This window comes from Hyunsoonleella aestuarii (assembly GCF_006148925.1).
Classification (GTDB): Bacteria; Bacteroidota; Bacteroidia; order Flavobacteriales; family Flavobacteriaceae; genus Algibacter_D; species Algibacter_D aestuarii.
The window spans coordinates 1,097,035-1,116,690 of sequence record NZ_VAWB01000001.1; the positions used below are offsets into that span (position 1 = coordinate 1,097,035).

The 19,656-nt window shown below is 31.7% G+C and carries 14 protein-coding genes; 9 read left to right on the forward strand and 5 right to left on the reverse strand.

Going from position 1 to position 19,656, the window contains the following annotated elements; all coding sequences use genetic code 11:
- Positions 1-9 precede the first annotated feature (9 nt).
- Positions 10-1,203 carry a succinylglutamate desuccinylase/aspartoacylase family protein gene (locus FEF17_RS04975; RefSeq protein WP_246046784.1) on the reverse strand — a complete coding sequence of 398 codons (1,194 nt, stop codon included), beginning with the start codon at positions 1,201-1,203 and terminating at the stop codon, positions 10-12.
- The gene (locus FEF17_RS04980) at positions 1,204-3,054 is read right to left on the reverse strand and encodes a CBS domain-containing protein (protein WP_139001249.1); all 1,851 of its coding nucleotides are present in this window, start codon (positions 3,052-3,054) and stop codon (positions 1,204-1,206) included.
- A gap of 124 nt (positions 3,055-3,178) precedes the next feature.
- Here FEF17_RS04980 and rnpA point away from each other — a divergent pair, with 124 nt between their 5' ends.
- The 3 genes from rnpA (at position 3,179) to FEF17_RS04995 (ending at position 6,120) form a co-directional block, all read left to right on the forward strand.
- Positions 3,179-3,562: a ribonuclease P protein component gene (gene rnpA / locus FEF17_RS04985; protein ID WP_139001250.1), complete on the forward strand. Its 384-nt coding sequence runs from the start codon at positions 3,179-3,181 to the stop codon at positions 3,560-3,562.
- Between the two features lie 15 nt (positions 3,563-3,577).
- Positions 3,578-5,212: a S41 family peptidase gene (locus tag FEF17_RS04990; protein WP_139001251.1), complete on the forward strand. Its 1,635-nt coding sequence runs from the start codon at positions 3,578-3,580 to the stop codon at positions 5,210-5,212.
- A gap of 62 nt (positions 5,213-5,274) precedes the next feature.
- The gene (locus FEF17_RS04995; protein ID WP_139001252.1) at positions 5,275-6,120 is read left to right on the forward strand and encodes an OmpA family protein; all 846 of its coding nucleotides are present in this window, start codon (positions 5,275-5,277) and stop codon (positions 6,118-6,120) included.
- Here FEF17_RS04995 and FEF17_RS05000 read toward each other — a convergent pair.
- Genes FEF17_RS05000 through rpiB form a run of 3 tightly spaced genes read right to left on the reverse strand, consistent with a single transcriptional unit; the run spans position 6,117 to position 7,973 of the window.
- Positions 6,117-6,560 (reverse strand): GNAT family N-acetyltransferase, encoded by a 444-nt coding sequence (locus FEF17_RS05000; protein ID WP_139001253.1) that lies wholly within the window; start codon positions 6,558-6,560, stop codon positions 6,117-6,119. The genes FEF17_RS04995 and FEF17_RS05000 overlap by 4 nt on opposite strands.
- Positions 6,561-6,614: 54 nt before the next feature.
- Positions 6,615-7,535, reverse strand: a complete 921-nt coding sequence (locus tag FEF17_RS05005; protein ID WP_139001254.1) for a cation diffusion facilitator family transporter — start codon at positions 7,533-7,535, stop codon at positions 6,615-6,617.
- 3 nt (positions 7,536-7,538) lie between these two features.
- Positions 7,539-7,973 (reverse strand): ribose 5-phosphate isomerase B, encoded by a 435-nt coding sequence (gene rpiB, locus FEF17_RS05010; RefSeq protein WP_139001255.1) that lies wholly within the window; start codon positions 7,971-7,973, stop codon positions 7,539-7,541.
- A 609-nt stretch (positions 7,974-8,582) separates the two neighbouring features.
- Between rpiB and rnr the strand changes: the two genes are divergently transcribed.
- The 6 genes from rnr to FEF17_RS05040 all read left to right on the forward strand — a co-directional run bounded on the left by rnr (position 8,583) and on the right by FEF17_RS05040 (position 19,634).
- Positions 8,583-10,778 carry a ribonuclease R gene (rnr, locus tag FEF17_RS05015; protein ID WP_139001256.1) on the forward strand — a complete coding sequence of 732 codons (2,196 nt, stop codon included), beginning with the start codon at positions 8,583-8,585 and terminating at the stop codon, positions 10,776-10,778.
- 59 nt (positions 10,779-10,837) lie between these two features.
- Positions 10,838-11,134 (forward strand): heavy metal-binding domain-containing protein, encoded by a 297-nt coding sequence (locus tag FEF17_RS05020; protein ID WP_139001257.1) that lies wholly within the window; start codon positions 10,838-10,840, stop codon positions 11,132-11,134.
- Between the two features lie 78 nt (positions 11,135-11,212).
- On the forward strand, positions 11,213-11,887 hold the full coding sequence (locus tag FEF17_RS05025; protein WP_139001258.1) for a head GIN domain-containing protein: 675 nt from the start codon (positions 11,213-11,215) through the stop codon (positions 11,885-11,887).
- A 98-nt stretch (positions 11,888-11,985) separates the two neighbouring features.
- On the forward strand, positions 11,986-14,796 hold the full coding sequence (locus tag FEF17_RS05030; protein ID WP_139001259.1) for a triple tyrosine motif-containing protein: 2,811 nt from the start codon (positions 11,986-11,988) through the stop codon (positions 14,794-14,796).
- A 230-nt stretch (positions 14,797-15,026) separates the two neighbouring features.
- Positions 15,027-17,999 carry a SusC/RagA family TonB-linked outer membrane protein gene (locus FEF17_RS05035; RefSeq protein WP_139001260.1) on the forward strand — a complete coding sequence of 991 codons (2,973 nt, stop codon included), beginning with the start codon at positions 15,027-15,029 and terminating at the stop codon, positions 17,997-17,999.
- Positions 18,000-18,014: 15 nt separating this feature from the next.
- Positions 18,015-19,634 (forward strand): RagB/SusD family nutrient uptake outer membrane protein, encoded by a 1,620-nt coding sequence (locus tag FEF17_RS05040; RefSeq protein ID WP_139001261.1) that lies wholly within the window; start codon positions 18,015-18,017, stop codon positions 19,632-19,634.
- Positions 19,635-19,656: the final 22 nt, after the last annotated feature.

Here is a 19,656-nt window from a genome sequence, read left to right on the forward strand (position 1 = left end):
TTTTTTAATTCAATACCAAGGCTGTTGTTTATAAACGCTCGTCTTGGCTACGCGTTCGCGATTGTATAAATTATAATGGGTTTCTGTTATTTGTCTATTTCTATAACCTAAGACATGAAATATAGGTTTCACAAAGAATTTTGCAACATTTAAGTTAACCCTTAAAACCCCTTTTTCTTTGTTTTGCCAAGAAATACCTGGAAGCCAAACTAATAGGTTGTCAATCTTTATCCGTCTTAAAAAAACAGAAAGGTATAAGTAAAACGGTCTAATGGTTCTAATTATAAAATACCCCTCTGCGCCTTTCTTTTGATAAAGCGGCATAAAAATAAGACCATTGTGATTAGAATATATAGAGGCTTTATTACTTAATGCAACTTCAACACCTTTTTGTATTTTTTGGAAACTATCAAAGCCTTCTTTCATTTTAAAAGAGTCTTCGCTATTTATTTTATGTAAATGTGTGATTTCAAAAAATTGGTTTAAAGATTTACTCTCTTCTTCTAGTAAATTATAATGAGCTATTTTATCTTTCTTATTACTCCTAAAAGCACCCGTATAATGCATTACTAAATTAATAAATGCGATGTTGTTTTCAACAGATTGAGCATCTAGATGTTGTCCGGATTCAAAGCCTAATGAGACATAACCTAGAGTGTTAATATAACTCAAAAGCGGTCCATTTAAATATTCCTCAATACCTAACACAATAGGAACAGGAAACAAACGAGAAAACTTACGATTTATGAGAGCATCATTAATTGTTATAAAAGGTAAAGTTTTACTTGAAGTAGTGTGAAGATCAAAAAAATAAAATGGCCCTGAATTTTTGTTCAAAATATCTTCTAAAAGCGAAAGCAGCTTCAAAAGTTCTTTTTCCTCATGGTTTAAAATAGCTTTGTTTTTAATAGCTTCGATATTACCAGTAGTCCAAAGTCTATTTAAATCTGCATCTATATATCTTAAATCTCGTTCTAAAGCTTTCAAGTTCCCGGCGATTGCATAAATTGAACCATTCAACTGCTTTGGGTTTATACATTTTAACGCGTCTTTTAATGCATAAACACCTGCTTTTTCATTGCCGTGCATTCCTCCAAAAAAGATTAGCGTAGGTCCTTCTGCTTTGCCATGAATTTCTGCAATTGTTCTTTTTACAGAATTATCTTGACCCTGAACTTCTGTGTGATGAATATTTGTTTGCAATTATAAATCGTTATTAGTTATTAATCCTATTAATTTGTTATGTTTTATAACCGGAAGAAAACTAATGCCGTGTGATTTCATAAGCTTCTGAGCCTCTTTTACAGAACAATTTTCATTTACAGTTACAACATGTTTGTTCATAATACTTCCAACAGACATGGCGTGTTTGTTTTTTTTGTTCAATAATGGTTTTATATCATTCCAAGATAACACGCCAACTATTTCTTTCATATGATTAATAATTGGAACGTGGTGAATGTTTTTCCATTGCATCATATTCAAAACCAACCCAATACTATCATCCTTGTCTATAGAAAAAATATCGGTGTTCATAATATGTTTTACAATTCTGTTGCCTTTTGCTGGAGACTTGACATTTTTATTTAAAATTCGCCATGTTGAAACAGGATAATCGTTCTTCTGTTTTTTGTAAATTTCTGCAGTTAAAATCTGCACTGCTTCATAACGCTTGTAAGATTTTTTTAAATTTCTATAGCTTCTAATTAACCATTCCGATCCGTATAAACCATTAACCCTGTCCCTAATAACTTTTAAATAATACTCAGCGTCTTTAGGGGAAACTCCCATGCTATAAAGTCCTTTATATGCCATTGGTAGTAATTCATTCAAAATTAAATCATGACTGGATATATACTTTCCACCCCAGTAGAACTGAGTTCCCATTCCATATCTTGCCGCATTAAAGAAGTTAGATTTTACATCCTTGAAATCCCACGTCTTGTGAATGTTATCATACTTTTTGGGTTTCCCCATCATAACACCTACCCAAAAAACCATGTTCGCTACCTCATCTGTTGTGGTGGGTCCAGAAGGAATGTATCTGTTTTCAATTCTTAAATGTGGTTTGTTTTTAGAAACACCATAGCAAACTCGATTCCAAGGATATACAGTACCGTTATGTAAACCTAAAGCACGAAGCTTTGGCACTTCTCCTTTTTCAATCATTTCGACACTATCTTTTGTAAACTCTGTTGTTAGAAAACTTCTAAATCTTGAAATATTGTCTTTAAAAATGTCAGCTATACTGCCTGTATGCCAGTTATTTCCAAAACTTACTCTTGATTGGTTTTCATTTAAAACAAAGGAGTTAGTGCGCGTGTCAATACTTTGTGTAAAGAGAGCAATGCGTGTTTCACTCCACAACTCCTTACCAAACAATATTGGTGAATTAGCACATATACTAAGAATTGGTCCCGAAATGGCTTGCGCCCAATTATAAGTGTCTGTAAAATTATTAGGAGCAACCTGCAAATGCATTTGAAAGCTAGTATTACAACCTTCAAGCATTACGGAGTCATGTAAAAAATTTATCTCATCAACCCCTTTAATGTGAATATTAAAATCTTCTTTCCTTGTACCGCTAATGGCCTCGTTTAAGACCTCATAACGCTTTATGGGTGTCATTTTATCCAAACTAACACTATCCAATATTAAAGACGGTAAAATACCCGTGAGTACAATTTTTGTATTTTCTTTATTAGCTGCTATTTTAGCCTTTTTTAGTAGATTGTTTAATTGTTTGTGTAATTGGCTAAAGCAATCGTCTGTGAGTTTTAAAGGGTCTAGATTTAGCTCCAGATTATAATTACCAATTTCTGTTGTGAAATGGTCGTCATCAATATTCTCTAATACTTTTAATGCATTATTGTTTGGTAGAAAACAATCATCAACTAGACAAAACTCTTGTTCTGCTCCAATGCGAATTGGGCTTTCTTCAATCATATTCTTATCAATCATCAACTCAAGCGCTTTGATGTCGTTTAGTAAATGATGAACATAATTAGCCCTGTCTTTTTTTTTAGAAAGTTTAGTTACGTTTAATTCTCCCATTGCCTTGGTTTTAGGTCTTTTATAGGCAATGAAATTACTCTATTCATTCTTTATAAATTATGATTTTTATCATACTGTCCATTAACCTAAATGTAATTAATACTAATTGTTACTTTTGTAGTATATGAAGCTCAAGTCTCAAAAATATCCCAAGGAAGAAAAGCTTAAAAGTAAAAAGCTTATCGACCTATTGTTTTCGGAAGGTCAGTCGGTATCCGCTTTTCCACTTCGATTAGTTTACCTAAACACCTCCTTTAATGAACCCGTTTTAGCTAAAACCGGTGTTTCAGTAAGCAAACGAAATTTTAAAACAGCTGTAGATAGAAATCGTATAAAACGTTTGTTAAGAGAGGCTTACCGTCTTAATAAATCAAATTATTTTAACAACATTACAACACAATATGCGTTTATGATTTTGTACATTGGCAAAGACAAACCCTCATTTTTAGAGGTTGAAACTAAAATGAACGCGTTATTTGAAAAGTTTTTGAGTAACGCTTCTAATTGATAAAATATTAATCTTATGAAATCTCTTCTAAGAAAAAAAATTATACTTCCAATTTTAGCTGGAATCCTGTTTTTAAGCACCACTGCTTTTAAAAATGATTTCTTTGAAATTGCTAAACAAATTGAAATTTTCACAACATTATTCAAAGAGCTCAACATGAACTATGTTGATGACACGAATCCTGGAGACTTAATGGACCATGCAATAAAGAGTATGCTTGCTGATTTAGATCCTTACACACGATTTATGAACGAACAAGATGTTGAGGCTGCAAGAATTAATAACACTGGTGATTATACGGGAATTGGTGCTAAAGTTAGAGCACATAAAGATAAACTTGTTATTGTAGAGCCATATAAAGGCTATCCTGCCGATGAAGCTGGCCTAAAAGCTGGAGACGAAATAATTAAAGTGGGAGATATAACCATAGAATCTTATAAAGACGATGCTGGTAATTTACTTCAAGGTACTCCAGGGTCTTCTGTTTCTGTGACTTTTAAGCGACAAGGAAAACAACAAACAGCAACTATTAATCGTGCCGAATTAGAGATAAAAGCCGTTCCTCATTTCTCGATGGTTAATGATAAAACGGGTTATATTGTTTTGAGCCAATTTAACAGAAAGGCTTCCTCTGAAACTAATTACGCTTTACGAGACCTAAAAGCTCAAGGTGCTGAAAATATTATCCTAGATCTTAGAGGAAATCCTGGTGGTTTATTGAGTGAAGCTGTTAATATTGTTAATCTTTTTGTTCCTAAAGGACAACTTGTAGTAACCACAAAATCTAAGGTAAAAAAATACAACCGAACCTATTATACCAAGAACAACCCAATTGATAAAAATATTCCTGTTGTTGTACTAATCGATGGCAATAGTGCTTCTGCTAGTGAAATTGTTTCGGGCTCTTTACAAGACTTAGATAGAGCAGTTATTGTAGGTTCTAGAAGTTTTGGAAAAGGATTAGTACAACGACCTAAACAATTAACTTATGGTACCCAAGTGAAAATTACTATTTCAAGATACTATACTCCTTCTGGACGTTGTATTCAGGCTTTGGATTATTGGAATAGAAACGATAAAGGGGAGGCGGTTCGTGTAAAACAAGAAAACTATAACGAATATAAAACAAAGAATGGTCGTAAAGTTTTTGATGGTGGTGGTGTTTTTCCAGACGAGAATTTAGGCGCTACTAAAAATGCTGCTATAGTAAAATCGATTGAACAAGATAACCTAATTTTTAATTACGCTACAAAGTATTTTTACAACAATAAAATTGAAAATATTTCTAATTTTACACTATCTACTGCAGATTTTTTAGATTTTAAAAGTTATTTAAAAACGAACAATTATTCTTTTGAAACAGATACCGAAAAGGCTTTATATAAAGCATTTGAAGCGGCTCAAAAAGAAGAATTAGATGATGAGATTGAAAATGATTTCCAAAATTTAGTTGAAAATTTAATCATTTCAAAAAACAGCATTATTGACGAAAATAAAGACTATCTTCTTAAATCTTTAACCGATGAGATTGTTAAAAGATATGTTTATAGAGAGGGCTTATATGACTACTACAAAATACATGACCAACCGATTAAGAAGGCTACAGAAATATTAAATAATCCAAACACGTATATAAATTACTTAAAGTAGGTGGTGTTTAATGAAACATCAAAAAAATGTATCTTTAAAAACTGATTTCGATTAATAGCGCAATGAAAAAATTAATTATTTTATTAATTTTAATTTTAAACGTATACTTTGTTTATTCTCAAAACAAAATTGCCCACGAAGTTTATTTCAATACAGATGAATACGACGTCCCATTAACGGAAGAAAACCGTCTTCTGCTTTTTATTTCAAATTTGGGTGAGATTGATATTGAATCCATTTCAATTTTTGGTTTTTGCGACGATAGAGGAGCAGACACATACAACTTAAAGCTTTCTCAGCAGCGCGCCGATGCTATAAAAACCATTTTTTCAAACAACGAAATAAGCGAATCTTTAATAACAAATGTAGACGGAAAAGGCGAGATCCTTTTGAAAATAGTCAATGAAAAAAGTATTTCAAAAATTAGAGGGCTTAACAGAAAGGTAGAGGTTGTTGTAAAACCAAAGCCTCCAAAAACAAAGGAAGAGAAGAAAATAGTTGAAGAAAAGAAAAACGTTCCTGAAATAATTAAAGGTAAGCTGTCTGTTGGAGATAAAATTGTATTTGAAAATATTTTATTCAAAACCGGTTATAGCACAGTAGCAAAAGATTCTAAAAAAACACTAGAAGATATTGCAAAATCTTTAGTAGAACGAGAGGATATCTATTTCACCATTCAAGGACATGTTTGTTGTACTAAATTTAGCAGAGATGCTATTGATAGAAAGACTAAAAAGAGAAATTTATCTTTAGCGCGAGCTAAATATATTTACGATTATTTTGCTAAAAAAGGCGTAGAAAAAAAGCGTATGAAATATGTTGGAATGCGTAGAAAATTTCCATTAGGAGGCGACCCTAAATTTGATAGACGTGTAGAAATATTAATTACTTATGTGAATGATAATTAATTTCTTATCATAGCAATATGCGGTATATCGTCTTCTAAATATGATTGCCCAATAGGTTTAAAACCTAAATTAACATAAAAATGCTCTAAGTAACATTGTGCAGAAATCTTTATTAAGTTTTCGTTAAAGTATTCCTTAATAGCATCAATTGAAGCTTTCATTATATCATAACCGTATTTATATTGACGTTCTTTTTTAGCTACCACTACTCTACCAATACTTGATACTTCAAAATAGTCTCCAGGTTTAAAAATACGGGTATATGCTACTAGTTTATTTCCCTTAAACCCTAAAACATGTAACGCTTTTTGGTCTTTATAATCTATATCTTGGTATACACAATCTTGTTCTACCACAAAAACTTCACTGCGTAATTGGAGTAAATCGTATAATTCACTTTTTGTTAAATCACTATAACTTTTCACTTGTACACTTATCATATCTTTGTCACTTAAATAAGATACTGAAACAAGTTCAGTATCACGAATAAGTTTTTAATCCTGAACTATAACTTCTTTAGCATCATCCTTTCCAAATTCTGGCTGAATATTCACATGGTTAATGTCATACTTATTAAAAACCAAATCTTCTATTTCATGTAAGATAATATCAAACTCAGAAAGGGTAATATTATTATTAAAATCTATATGTGCTTCTAAATGAATCTCCTCTTCGTTTAATTGCCAAACATGCACATGGTGAACATTCTTAATAGCTTCAAACATGTTGATTTCATCCACTATTTTTTGTATTGGAATACTATCTGGTGTAAACAACATTAAAACTTTTATAGAGTTTTTTAATAAATCGTAACCCATCCAAACCAAATATAATGCGATTAAAAAAGTAAGGAAACTATCCACCCAAAACATTTGGAAATACTTCATTAATAAACCACCTATTAAGACCGCAACACTAGCCATCATATCTGTTATTAAATGCAGATAAGCACTTTTCATATTCATATTAGCCTCAGAATCTTTCTTTAATAATAGTACACTAAAACCATTTCCTAAAATTGCAATTAAAGACAACCATATTACAAGATTTGATTCTATTGCTTGAGGGTTCTGAAACCGTTCTATAGCTTCAACAATTAACAAAACAGCAATAACTATTAAAGTAGTAGCATTAATAAATGCCGCTAAAATTTCAGCACGTTTGTATCCAAACGTTTTTTTTATCGAAGCCCTCTTTTTAGTAAGCTTGTTAGCTATATAACTTATAATAAGTGATAATACGTCACTAAAATTATGAAGTGCATCACTTAACAATGATAAACTTCCTGAAATTAAGCCGCCAACAACTTGAGCAACTGTTATTGCTATATTTAAAAAAATAGATATTATAAGATTACGACCTCTTAAGTCGTTATGGTGATGGTGCTTGTGATTATGACCATTTGAATGTGACATCTACTAACAAGACAAAGGGATTTTATCCACACGTTTTTGATGTCTACCGCCTTCAAAATCGGTATTTAAAAACGTATCAACCATTTGAACCGCCTGAGGTATTGCGGTATATCTCGCAGGAATACATAAAATATTAGCATTATTATGTTGGCGTATTAATTCAACAATTTCTTTTGTCCAACATAAACCAGCTCTAACTTTTTGATACTTATTAGCAGTCATTGCAACACCATTAGCACTTCCACAAATTAATATACCAAAATTTACTTTTCCGTTTTCCACGTCTTGAGCTACCGGATGAACAAAGTCCGGATAATCTACACTATCATCAGTATCGGTTCCATAATTATTTACAGTATAACCTTTATTTTCTAAAAACGTTTTTATAGCAAATTTATATTCTGTTCCAGCGTGATCGTTTCCTATAGAAATTGTCATGTTCTATTATATTATTAAGATTAAACAAAGGTAATAAATTAAGAAGTTGTGGATGCTTTTATTAATTACTTGTTAATAACTGTTTACTCTTTTCTAAAATTAAAATTTGGAGTATTCATTTATTTTTTCAATCAATAACCTTTTGGTAACATCCAAATAAGTTAATGTAAATTTTTAGTTAAGTTATAAGCACTACAATATGTAGTTTTAAGCTTCATTAATATTTTTTTTATTAAAAATACTTGTTAATATCGGTTTCTAACAATTGTTAATAGAATTTATAAAGCACTTCTATTTAAAGATGTTATAATTAATAAAGCTGTTAATTATATATCAATAATATTCAATAAAACATATTTCAAAATAATAACTAATAAAGTTATACCGTTATTAACACACTATAATAACTATCATTTAATTTTTAAATTTTTAAAATAAAATAGTATTGTAATATATATTGTGGATAACTTCATTTAAAATAGATATAACTGAAATTAAATATTAAAACCGTAGCTTTGTAAAAAACAAATAGCTAATACTTCACCTTTAACTGCTATTTAATAACAAAATTTCCAATACCTTAGGAAATATAAATGAGTACAAATTTAAATGAGTAAAAAAAGAAAAGGGAAATCCAGAAATAAAGGAATTCCTAACCTAACAAATGCGATTCTTAGCATTTTAAAAAAAGATAAAAATCAAACTTTTAATTATAAACAAATTGCTGTTAAACTAAATGTTAACGATGCTAGCAGTAGAAATCAAATTATAAAAACCCTTGCTAAACTTGCTGCAAAAAATGAAATACAACAAGTAGATCGTGGTAAGTTTAAAGCAATTATTAATACAGAATATCATACTGGAGTTCTAGATCTATCTGTTAAAGGATCTGGTTATATTATTTGCGATGATTTTGATGAAGATGTATTTATTGCTTCTAATAATATAAACAGAGCATTAGATGGAGATGAAGTTGAATTCTATGCTTATAAAAGAAGAAAACGAGGTAAAATAGAAGGCGAGATAACAAATGTTATTGCTCGTGCAAAATCTGAATATATAGGTGTTATTCAAATTCAAAAAAACAGTAATTACGCCTTTGTAATTCCGGATAGCAATAAGATGTATAAAGATATTTTTGTACCAATAAATAAAACCTTTAACGCTGAAGACGGAGATAAGGTTTTAGTAAAACTAGAAGATTGGCCTGAAAATGCAGATTCTCCTTATGGAAAAGTTGAAAAAGTTTTAGGTAAACCGGGAGAACACAACACAGAAATCCATGCTATTTTAGCTGAATACGGGTTACCTCACGAATTTCCTCATGAAGTTGAAGTTTTTGCTAATGAATTAGATACTTCTATTACCGAAGCAGAAATTACAAAACGCAGGGATATGCGTAAAGATTTAACTTTTACGATAGATCCTAAGGATGCGAAAGATTTTGATGATGCCTTATCCTTTGAAATATTAGACAATGGTTTATATGAAATAGGAATTCATATTGCTGATGTATCTCATTATTTACAAGAAGGTACTATTTTAGATGATGAAGCTTATGAACGCGCAACATCTGTATATTTAGTGGATAGGGTGGTCCCTATGCTTCCTGAAGTATTATCAAACAACGCATGTTCTTTGAGACCACATGAAGAAAAGTATACCTTTTCTGCAGTATTTCAAATAAATGATAATGCTGAAATAAAAAACCAATGGTTTGGTAGAACGGTAATTTATAGCGATGCACGATATGCTTATGAAGAAGCTCAAGCAGTTATAGAAACTAAGATAAATCAAATTCCTGCAGAAGTTTCTTTATCTGGAAAAGCTTATAAAACCGATCAGAAATTAGCAGACGCCATTTTAAAAATGGATGAACTTGCTAAATTAATGCGAAAAAAACGCATGAAAAACGGCGCTATTTCTTTTGATAAAGTAGAAGTAAAATTCAATTTAGATGAAGATAATAATCCAGCAGGTGTATTTTTTAAAACTAGTAAAGATGCTAATAAATTGATTGAAGAATTTATGTTATTAGCTAATAGGAAAGTATCAGAGTTTATTGGAAAACAATCACCTAAAAAAACGTTTGTGTATCGTGTGCATGACGAACCAGATGAAAGTAAACTAGCTTCTTTACAAAATGTAGTAAGTCGCTTTGGGTATAAGCTTAATTTTAAAGATAAAAAATCCACGACAACATCACTAAATAATTTATTACAAGAGGTTGTGGGTAAAAAAGAGCAAAACCTTGTAGATACTTTAGCTATACGAAGTATGAGTAAAGCTGAATATACCACACATAATATTGGGCACTATGGGCTAGCATTCGATTATTATAGTCATTTTACCTCTCCAATACGTCGATATCCAGATGTTATGGCACATCGTTTATTACAAGTATATTTAAATGGAGGGAAATCTGCAAATGAATCTGATTACGAAGAAAAATGCCAACATTCTAGTAACATGGAAATGTTAGCTACCAGAGCAGAACGCGATTCTATTAAATATATGCAAATTCGTTTTATGGAAGACCATAAAAATGAAGAGTTTGTAGGTGTTATTTCAGGAGTTACAGACTGGGGTGTTTATGTAGAAATTATTTCTAATAAATGTGAAGGTATGGTTAGTGTTAGAGATATGAAAGACGATCACTACGCTTTTGATCAAGATTTATACGCTATGGTTGGTAGAATAAATAAAATAATTTATCAATTAGGTGATGAAGTGGTTGTAAAAGTTAAAAATACAGATTTAGTTAAAAAACATTTAGACTTTACCTTAGTTAGAAAGGTTGAATAATTTTTTTATGATTTGTAACATTTTGTTTAATTAATTAACTAATTAATAAAAGTTTAGACATGATATTAACTACAACAAATTCAATTGAAGGACATAAAATACAAGATTATTTAGGTATCGTTACTGGGGTTTCTACTAATGTAAAAACATCTTTTTCTTTTAAATCTGAAAAAAATAAAAAACTTTACGAAGATTTTATTAATAAAACTAAAGAAGCAGCATTTCAAAGTCTTAAAGAAAATGCAAATAAATTAAAAGCTAATGCCGTGGTTGGTATTTCAATAGATATTGAAGCTTCTTCAACTTCTTACTTTTTTGTCTCTATTACTGGAACAGCTGTAAAGGTTAGTATTTAATCCTAATATTTTCTAAAACTAAACTATCATCGGAATAATTATTGATAATTTTACGTTTTAATTTAAAATCCATTTCACATGAAACGTATATTCTTTTTTCTTATTTGTTTTGCTACTTTAATTTTAACTGCTCAAGACCCTATCGAAAAATCTATTGGTGATTTTAGTGAACTTAAAGTTTATGATTTAATAGAAGTTGAACTTATAAAATCCAACGATAATAAAGTTCTTATAACAGGAGATAATGCGAGTAATGTTTTGGTTAATAATAAAAACGGAAAGCTAAAGATAAAAATGAGTCTTGAAGAAATTTTTGATGGGAGCAAGACAAAGGTAACTTTATATTATTCCAGTCTAGATATTATTGACGTTAATGAAGGAGCTAAGGTACACTCTAAAGATAAAATAAAACAGTTTGAGATAGACTTAAAATCTCAAGAAGGTGGTTATATATATTTGGAACTAAATACCACTTATACAAATATTAAAGCTGTAACAGGAGGTGTAATTAAGGTTTTAGGAAAATCGAAAAGTCAAAATATAACACTTCGAACAGGAGGTGTTTTTAAAGGTTCTGAACTTAAAACTGATAAAACTGAAGTTTCCATTAATGCCGCTGGTGAGGCTTATGTTAATGCTTCAAAACTTGTGGATGTGAAAATTAAAGCAGGAGGAGATGTGTTTATTTATGGCGATCCAGAAAGAGTTAATGAAAGCAGGGTTTTAGGTGGTAGAATAAAACGTATGGATTAAATTTTAAACAAGTTTTTACCATACAATAACCATACAATTAATCTTGAATCAATTATATTTACTAACTTAGCAGCACAACAACTAAGTTATACACTATAATGCTGCATATTAAACAAATATTAATTTGTTTTCTTTTTGGTTGCGTTACATTTATCTTTCAAGGACAGGAAAGACCGCCAATTAATATATTTCTACCTGAACATTATGGTGGTGATTCACAGAACTGGTCTGTTTCCCAATCATCAGATAAATACATATATGTTGCAAACAACAAAGGGCTTTTAGAGTTTAATGGGTCTGCTTGGAATTTATATAAATCACCAAACCAAACAATTGTTCGTGCGGTTAGCGCATTAGATAGTATTGTTTACACCGGAAGTTATCGAGAATTTGGTTATTGGTTAAGGAATAAGGTTGGGTTTCTAGAGTATACATCACTTTCAGACAAACTAAATGTATCCTTTTTTGAAGATGAAGAGTTTTGGAATATAAAGCCTTATGACGATTGGGTTTTGTTTCAGTCCTTGAATCGTATACACGTATATAATAAAAATACGAACTCTTATAATACAATCACATCTAAAACTAATATTTCAAGAATATTTGAAGCAGGTAATATATTTTATTACCAAGACATTGAGGATGGATTATATAAAATTGAACGAGGTAATGGTTTTTTGGTTTCTAATCATGAAGTTATAACGAATAATATTATTGTTAATATTTATGATTACGATGGTAAGTTATTGGTTCTTACTCAGGATGAAGGTTTTTATGTTTTAGATAACAATGAAGCTATTAAATGGAATATTCCTGCAAATAATGTTATTGAAAACGTTAGTGTATTTAGTAGTATTAAACTGCATGATAATAGTTATTTGTTAGGAACTATTTCAGATGGTATTATTAATATTTCCAATCAAGGAGTGGTTAATTATCAAATAAACAAGGAAAAGGGACTTGGTAATAATACGGTTTTGTCTCTATATGAAGATATAGATAATAATATTTGGTTGGGTTTAGATAACGGTATTAATTGTTTAAATACGGTCTCACCATATAGGTTTTATTACGACACAAACGGAAAATTAGGGAGTGTTCACGCATCTATAATTCATAATAACAATTTATATCTTGGTACAAATCAAGGATTGTTTTTTAAAGAGTTAAACAAGGGTGATGAATTTCAATTTATAGACGGGACTCAAGGGCAAGTATGGTGTTTGGAAGAGATAAGAAATGAATTGTTTTGTGGCCATAATACAGGCACGTTTGTTATAGAAGGGAATAAAGCTAAACAAATTTCGAAGGTTCAAGGAACATGGAAAATTAGATCAATTGATGAAAACACAATTATTCAAGGAAACTATAAAGGTTTAAATATTCTACAAAGGGTTAATGGTGTTTGGGGCTTTAGAAATAAGGTTGAAGGGTTTAATATATCGAGTAGGTATTTTGAGCTAGCAGATAATAATGAAATTTTTGTCAACCATGAATACAAGGGTGTTTTTAGGCTCAAAACAGATGAACAATTACATAATGTAATCTCTTTTTATAAAGACTCCTTAGTTCAAAAAGGCAAATATTCAAGCTTAGTAAAACATAATAATAATATTTTATACACAAATAGTAAAGGAGTTTTTAAATTAGATAAAGTTAATAGAAACTTTAAAAAAGACACTCTTTTAAGCGGGCTTATATCTGCTAATGATTTTATTTCAGCGAAATTAGTTTCTGAACCTGGGACTAACAAATTGTGGAGTTTCTCTTCCAATAGACTAAGCTATTTAGCAATAGGAGAACTTAGTGGAGTAAAAAAAATTCACCATGTTCCATTTTCATTGAGTTATATTAATGGTTTAGCCGGCTACGAAAATATTTCACATATAAATGATGAACAATTTTTAATTGGCACACCTTCTGGTTATGCGATTTTAGATCTTAACAAGTTAGCAGAAAATGAACACCAAATACGAATCAATAATATAAAAGTTATTGATCATTCTAAAGAAGATATTGCGACTTTTGTTAAGCTTAGTACAGATAAAGAATTTTCTAATTCAGAAAACAGCGTACAATTTTCTTATAGTTCCCCAGTGTTTTCAGCAGTTCAAGCCCCCCTTTATCAATATAAATTAGAGGGTTATTATAACTCATGGAGCGATTGGACAAATAAAGGAGACGTTGTGTTTGAAAACTTACCGTACGGCAATTATTTGTTTAAGGTAAGAGCTAAAATAGCAAATCGTGTTACGGATAATATTGCAGAATATAGTTTCACAATACAAAGACCGTGGTATTTGTCTAACAAAGCATTAATACTTTATGCTGTTGGGTTATGGGTTTTTTCAGTTTTTATGCACAATCTATACAAAGGATATTATAAAAGGCAAAGAGAACGATTATTGCAAAAGTCGGCTAGGGAATTAGAACTTAAAGAATTAGAAAACAAACAGCAATTGATGCGGTTTAGAAATGAAAAACTAAGGGAAGACATTGACAATAAGAATCGGGAATTAGGTGTTTCTACCATGAATCTTATCAAGAAAAATGAATTCCTAAATGCTATTAAAAAAGAACTTCAAGATTTAGAAAAGGATAAAGACTTGAAAAAAGTTATAAGAATTATAGACAGGAATTTAAACAACAACGACGATTGGAATTTATTCCAAGAAGCCTTTAACAATGCGGATAAAGATTTTTTAAAGAAAATAAAAGAACTACATCCTAGCTTAACATCTAATGACTTAAGACTTTGTGCCTATTTACGTCTCAATTTATCTTCAAAAGAAATAGCCCCCTTGCTTAATATCTCACCCAGAAGCGTGGAGGTTAAACGCTACCGATTACGAAAAAAAATGGAATTACCGCACGAATCTAACCTTTCCGACTATATTTTAGAGGTTTAATATACACAACATATTACCTTTTCAACCAAACATTACCACAACATTTGCCCATTTTCACTGATTTTAGATTGTAACTTATAATTTGAAATCCTTAATAAATAGGTGTATTTCCTAAGTTTTCTTTAAAAAAAAAGTTAAAATTTTCTCTTGTATATTTTTTGTAGTGGCTAAAAGTTATTATTTATCAATCTTCAAAGTTAATTTGGGGCAAACTAAAAAACTAACTAAATATGAGACAAACTCTCTTAACAATTTTAACGGTATTTCTATTTACCTCAGCCAACGCTCAAAGTGTTGACGTAAGTGGAAATGTCCAGGACAATACAGGATTTCCTATTCCAGGGGTCAATGTGCTTGTTAAAAACACTACCAATGGGGCTGTAACTGACTTTGATGGAAACTTCACTGTTTCTGGGGTAGATATCGGTTCTGTTCTTATTTTCAGTTATATTGGCTATGTGTCGAAGGAGGTAATCGTGAATGATTCAACTAGTTTAGTTATTAAATTAGATGAAGACCTTGCTCAACTTGATGAAGTCATCGTAGTGGGTTATGGTACACAGAAAAAAAGTAATGTTGTCGGCTCGGTTGTAAGTGTGGACTTAGAAGAAGCAACAGCAACACCCACAACTAACGTATCAGAAATGCTAAGAGGTCGAGCTGCAGGTGTTCAGGTTAATTTAGCAGACGCAAGGCCCGGTGGAGATTCTAACATTGTAATTAGGGGTAGTGTTTCTGTTGCTCCAAATGGCAATGGACCACTTATTATTGTAGATGGACTACCTTTTGATAGCTTGAACGACATAGCTCCGGATGATATAGCTAATATAGAAGTATTAAAAGATGCCTCATCAACGGCTATTTATGGTTCTAGAGCATCTAATGGTGTCATTCTTGTAACAACCAAAAGAGGTAAGGCCGGTAAAATTCTAGTAAACTATCACGGTTATACAACTGTGCAAAGCTTAACAAAAAACTTTAATCAATACACAGGTCAGCAATATATTGATTTAAAAAGGGAGGCGAATAGAAATAGATTTACAGGAGAATACCTTAGAGACGAAAATATTTTTACGCCTTTTGAATTAGAGGCTATAGACAACAAGGAATTTGTGGACTGGGAAGATTTAGTTTTAAGTGATGCGACGATACAAAGTCATGCTTTAAGTGTTACGGCTGGTAGCGAAAAAACAAAAGTTTTTTCAAGTATTAATTACTTCACTCAAGACGGTATTATACCAAATTCTGGATTTAATAGAGGGGCCTTTAAATTAAACCTTGACCAGCAAATTAGTAACAAGTTAAACTTAAAAGCTATAATAAACTATCAAAACACTAATCAAGACAGAGAAACAGGTGGGCTTAACTTTACGACAATTACGCCATTAGCTAGACCTTTCGACGAAAACGGTAAGCTTCTTAAGTTCTACTTGGGGCCAAACAACACAAGTGTCAATCCGTTGTGGGATCAACAAGAATCTACAGATGAGACCAAAATAAACTTAACAGATTTAAACCTTAGTTTAACGTATAACTTTACCCCTAACCTTTCTTATACCTTAAAAACTTTCTTAAGAAACAGAAACACAAATAGAGGTATATACCGTTCACTATCACATTCATCTGGAGACGAAGGTGTTGATGGACGCGCTTTTTTAGAGAATAGATTATATAGACAATCTTTAATAGAAAATATTATAAACTATAAACCAGAAATAAATGACAAGCACAGCTTAGATTTTACGGCTGTTCATGCATTTGATGAACAAAGGGATGAATTTACACAAATCCAAAAAGCAGGATTTGCAAACGACGCCCTAGGGTTTAATGGTATCGGGACGAAATTACTGTCCGATGTTAGAAACGTTTCACAAAGGCGATTAGTTTCTTTTTTAGGAAGGTTGAGATACGGATATTTAGACAAGTATTTATTTGAGGTTACAGCAAGGGCTGATGGGGCTTCTGTTTTTGCAGAGAATAATAAATGGGGATATTTTCCCGCGGCATCATTTGCATGGAAAATTCATAAAGAATCTTTCTTGGAAAACCTTGAAAGTATTAATGAGTTAAAACTTAGAATAAGTTATGGAGCAACAGGTAATCAAGGTATAAATTCTCTAGAGTCTTTAGGGAGAGCTGATGACACCCCATACATATTTGGAGGAGAGACGGTAGCTGGTTTTGTCGCGTCCTCAAGATTGCCTAACCCAAATTTGAAGTGGGAAACAACAACAACATTTAATACTGGTTTAGATTTTAGACTGTTTAATAATTTATTTGAGGGGACTATAGAGTATTATAAATCGAACACTAAAGATTTATTACTAGATCGCTCTATTGCAGGAACAACAGGTTTTGCTGTTACCCGTTTCAATGTAGGAGAAATAGAGAATAAAGGATTTGAAGTAACTCTTAATACAAACATTATTAGGAAAAATGATTTACGATGGTCTGTAGGGTTAGCGATTTCTAGTAATAATAATAAAGTTATTGCATTAACTGGAGAAACTGACAATGAGGGAAACCCTGTAGACATACCTTTAGGAGACGGTCGTCGCTTATCAATTGGCCAATCAATTAACAATATATGGTTACCAAAATATGACGGCATCTTTCAAGAGGGGGATGATATAGCTGGTTCAGGAACGCCATTGGCAAGTCCAGGAGACATTAGAGTTATAGATCAAGATGGTAATGGTCAGATAGATGAAAGAGATAATGTATTTACCGAGGCAGATCCAGATTGGTATGGTTCTATTAACACGACATTAAACTACAAAGGGTTTGAGCTATTTGCAGATTTTTATATTCTTGAGGGAGCCACAAAATTAAACCCTGTTTTAGCAGATGGCGAACTTTGGAAAGGAGCAATTAATGGTGTGCGTACTAAATACTACACTCCAGAAAGTCCATCAACTCAATACCCTAGACCAAAGCCAGACACACATGTACATCTGTTTTCATTTGCTGTACGAGACGCATCTTATGTGAGATTAAGAACACTTACTTTAGGCTATAACTTACCAGAAAAGACATTGTCTGGAATTGGGTTTAATAGCGCAAAAGTTTACATGACAGGGACTAATTTATTCACATTTACAGATTACCAATCTTATAGTCCAGAACAAAACCCAATTGAAAATGGAAATAGTGCATTTCCAGAAACGAGAGCATTAACAGTAGGAGTTAAACTTGGCTTTTAAATAAAAAAATAAGATATGAAAACAATAGATAATATATTTCATTTTAAGAGAAGCGCGTTTATTCTCTTTGTAGTAGTACTTTTTTCTTTTTCGTGTAGCGATGAATTTTTGAAAGATGAATTACTTTCAGATACTTCTGTAGATTTTTTATACACTACACCAGAAGGATTAGAGTCTGCGGTAGTTGGATTGTACACACTTAATCGTCAATTGTATGAGGACAGATCCTTAAATGGGGCCTATCCTTTAATACTTCAAGCAAAAAGCGATTTGGCGGTTGGTGTAACAGGAGAAGTGTCCTTGTATAGTAGACTGTTATGGGGGTTTAGCTTAGGTGATTTTGGTACAGCATCAGGTATTAATAAATACTGGGTTCATTATTATAAAATAGTAGACCGTAGTAATGCTATTATACAAGCAGCGGAAAACCTTGATGGTATTGATGAAGATAGAAAAAATCAAATTTTGTCAGAAGCAAAATGTATGAGAGCGAACTCTTTCTTCACTTTATATCGTCTTTTTAACAATATATTTGTTAACACCACCCCAACAAACCCAGATAATGCCTTTGATAAACCTCAGGATAAAACACCTAAAGAGGAGATATTTACCCTACTAAAGAGTGATTTAGATTTTGCGATTGCGAATTTAGATTATACCACGCCTGAGTTTGGGAGGTTTACACAAGGCACCGCAAGGCATATTCGAGCTAAGGTTGCGATGTGGGAAGAAGATTGGGCAGAAGCTGCAGCTCAAACGGACGCTATAATAGAAAGCGGTAACCATAGTTTAGTGCCTACAACAAAAGAAGTTTTTGCAGGCGATTTAAACCATTCTGAAACTTTGTTTACCTCAAATTTTGAAAGAGAAACCATTGGCGGTGGTGGAGAGCATATTTTAAACTGGAATATCGTTTCAGAGTCTCATGCCGCAGACGGGGTTGTTCATTCCGTTGAAAACGGTGGCGCTGGAGTCGGGTTTCTATCGTTAAACGATTATGTAATTAATCTTTTAAACGAAGATCCTAATGATGATAGAAAAGATAATACCTATTATATTTTTGAATATTTATACAATGATGAGTTATCATTACCTGCAGGTAAAAACATTGGTGACCCTCTTGATCTGTATGTTAATCATCCAACAGATCAAAACCAATTTATGTTGTATTACAGAAGGCAAAACCCTGGAGTAATTAAATTTCTTGATGAAAATGCCGAGCCAACAGATCGTGCGCACTACAAAAACATTATGGTTTATAGATTAGCTGAAACATATTTAATTGGCGCAGAAGCCCACATGATGTTGGGTGAAGACGTAAAAGCCTTAGAATACCTTAATGAGGTAAGAAACCGTGCAAATGCCGAATCTAAAATCACTATTGATTTACAAACTATTTTGGATGAAAGGGCTAGAGAGTTAGCTTTTGAAGGGCAACGTTGGTTCACGTTAAAAAGGACTGGTAAGTTATTTGAATTCCTTATAGATCATATGAATAATGATAACCTGAATGAGTCCTATCCAGAAGGCAATCCTAAGGACATATTACGAGAGTATATGCAAAATTGGCCTATACCTCAAGAGCAGATTGGCCTATTGGGACCAAATTATCCACAGAATGATGGATATAATTAATTGCTAAGAATAATAAATTTAA

What these genes read in the sequence shown, in the direction of transcription:
- rpiB (WP_139001255.1), bottom strand. Translation starts at nt 7,973, where the DNA reads ATGACAATTTCTATAGGAAACGATCACGCTGGAACAGAATATAAATTT.
- FEF17_RS05040 (WP_139001261.1), top strand. Translation starts at nt 18,015, where the DNA reads ATGAAAACAATAGATAATATATTTCATTTTAAGAGAAGCGCGTTTATT.
- FEF17_RS04980 (WP_139001249.1), bottom strand. Translation starts at nt 3,054, where the DNA reads ATGGGAGAATTAAACGTAACTAAACTTTCTAAAAAAAAAGACAGGGCT.
- FEF17_RS05025 (WP_139001258.1), top strand. Translation starts at nt 11,213, where the DNA reads ATGAAACGTATATTCTTTTTTCTTATTTGTTTTGCTACTTTAATTTTA.
- FEF17_RS04990 (WP_139001251.1), top strand. Translation starts at nt 3,578, where the DNA reads ATGAAATCTCTTCTAAGAAAAAAAATTATACTTCCAATTTTAGCTGGA.
- FEF17_RS04995 (WP_139001252.1), top strand. Translation starts at nt 5,275, where the DNA reads ATGAAAAAATTAATTATTTTATTAATTTTAATTTTAAACGTATACTTT.
- FEF17_RS05035 (WP_139001260.1), top strand. Translation starts at nt 15,027, where the DNA reads ATGAGACAAACTCTCTTAACAATTTTAACGGTATTTCTATTTACCTCA.
- rnr (WP_139001256.1), top strand. Translation starts at nt 8,583, where the DNA reads ATGAGTAAAAAAAGAAAAGGGAAATCCAGAAATAAAGGAATTCCTAAC.
- FEF17_RS05000 (WP_139001253.1), bottom strand. Translation starts at nt 6,560, where the DNA reads ATGATAAGTGTACAAGTGAAAAGTTATAGTGATTTAACAAAAAGTGAA.
- FEF17_RS05005 (WP_139001254.1), bottom strand. Translation starts at nt 7,535, where the DNA reads ATGTCACATTCAAATGGTCATAATCACAAGCACCATCACCATAACGAC.
- FEF17_RS05020 (WP_139001257.1), top strand. Translation starts at nt 10,838, where the DNA reads ATGATATTAACTACAACAAATTCAATTGAAGGACATAAAATACAAGAT.
- FEF17_RS05030 (WP_139001259.1), top strand. Translation starts at nt 11,986, where the DNA reads ATGCTGCATATTAAACAAATATTAATTTGTTTTCTTTTTGGTTGCGTT.
- rnpA (WP_139001250.1), top strand. Translation starts at nt 3,179, where the DNA reads ATGAAGCTCAAGTCTCAAAAATATCCCAAGGAAGAAAAGCTTAAAAGT.